Source organism: Streptomyces sp. WM6386 (assembly GCF_000972385.1).
Taxonomy (GTDB): domain Bacteria; phylum Actinomycetota; class Actinomycetes; order Streptomycetales; family Streptomycetaceae; genus Streptomyces.
In genome coordinates this window covers 1-719 of record NZ_JXTE01000314.1, presented here as the reverse complement: position 1 = coordinate 719, position 719 = coordinate 1, and the positions used below count along the sequence as shown (strand labels likewise).

Annotated in this window: 1 protein-coding gene; it reads left to right on the top strand. The window is 70.0% G+C overall.

Going from position 1 to position 719, the window contains the following annotated elements; genetic code table 11:
* Positions 1-588 (top strand): ATP-binding cassette domain-containing protein (locus TN53_RS41440; RefSeq protein ID WP_234441846.1); only part of this gene is annotated, 588 nt, incomplete at its 5' end.
* Positions 589-719: the final 131 nt, after the last annotated feature.

Below are 719 nucleotides of genomic sequence, written 5' to 3'. Positions count from 1 at the left end.
CCCCAGGAACCCGCCATGTTCCACCGCCCGCTGCGGGACAACATCGCCTTCGCCCGGCCCGGAGCGACGGACGAGGAGATCCTCGCGGCAGCCGAAGCGGCACACGTCACGGAGTTCGCCGAGCAGCTCCCCGACGGCTTCAGGACGCTGGTCGGCGAGCGCGGCGTGAAGCTCTCGGGCGGCCAGCGCCAGCGCGTCGCCCTGGCCCGCGCCATCCTGCGGGACGCACCGGTGCTGCTGCTCGACGAGGCGACCAGCGCCCTGGACTCGGAAAGCGAGATCCTCGTCCAGGACGCGTTGTGGCGGCTGATGAAGGGGCGCACGGCGCTCGTGGTCGCGCACCGGCTGAGCACCGTCGCGGGCATGGACCGGCTCGTCGTACTCGACCGCGGGAGCGTCGTCGAACAGGGCTCCCACGAAGAGCTGCTCACGGCACAGGGCGCCTACGCCAGGCTCTGGCAACACCAGTCGGGCGGCTTCCTCGGCGAGAGCGACCAGCGGAACTCCACCTGTCCGGACCGGGCGACCGCCTCCACGCCGCACGATGGCCCTACACTGCCGTCGCCCGCAGAGACCAAGACCGCATGATGTCTGGCGGTCCCTCTCAACCGTAGGCCGTTGCTCTTTCGGTATCAGGCGTCGGTGCTGTTGCCTGCCGGGTAGCCGATCTCAGCCATGTCTTTTGCCAGGGCATCCATCGCCACTTCGGGGTTCAGGGC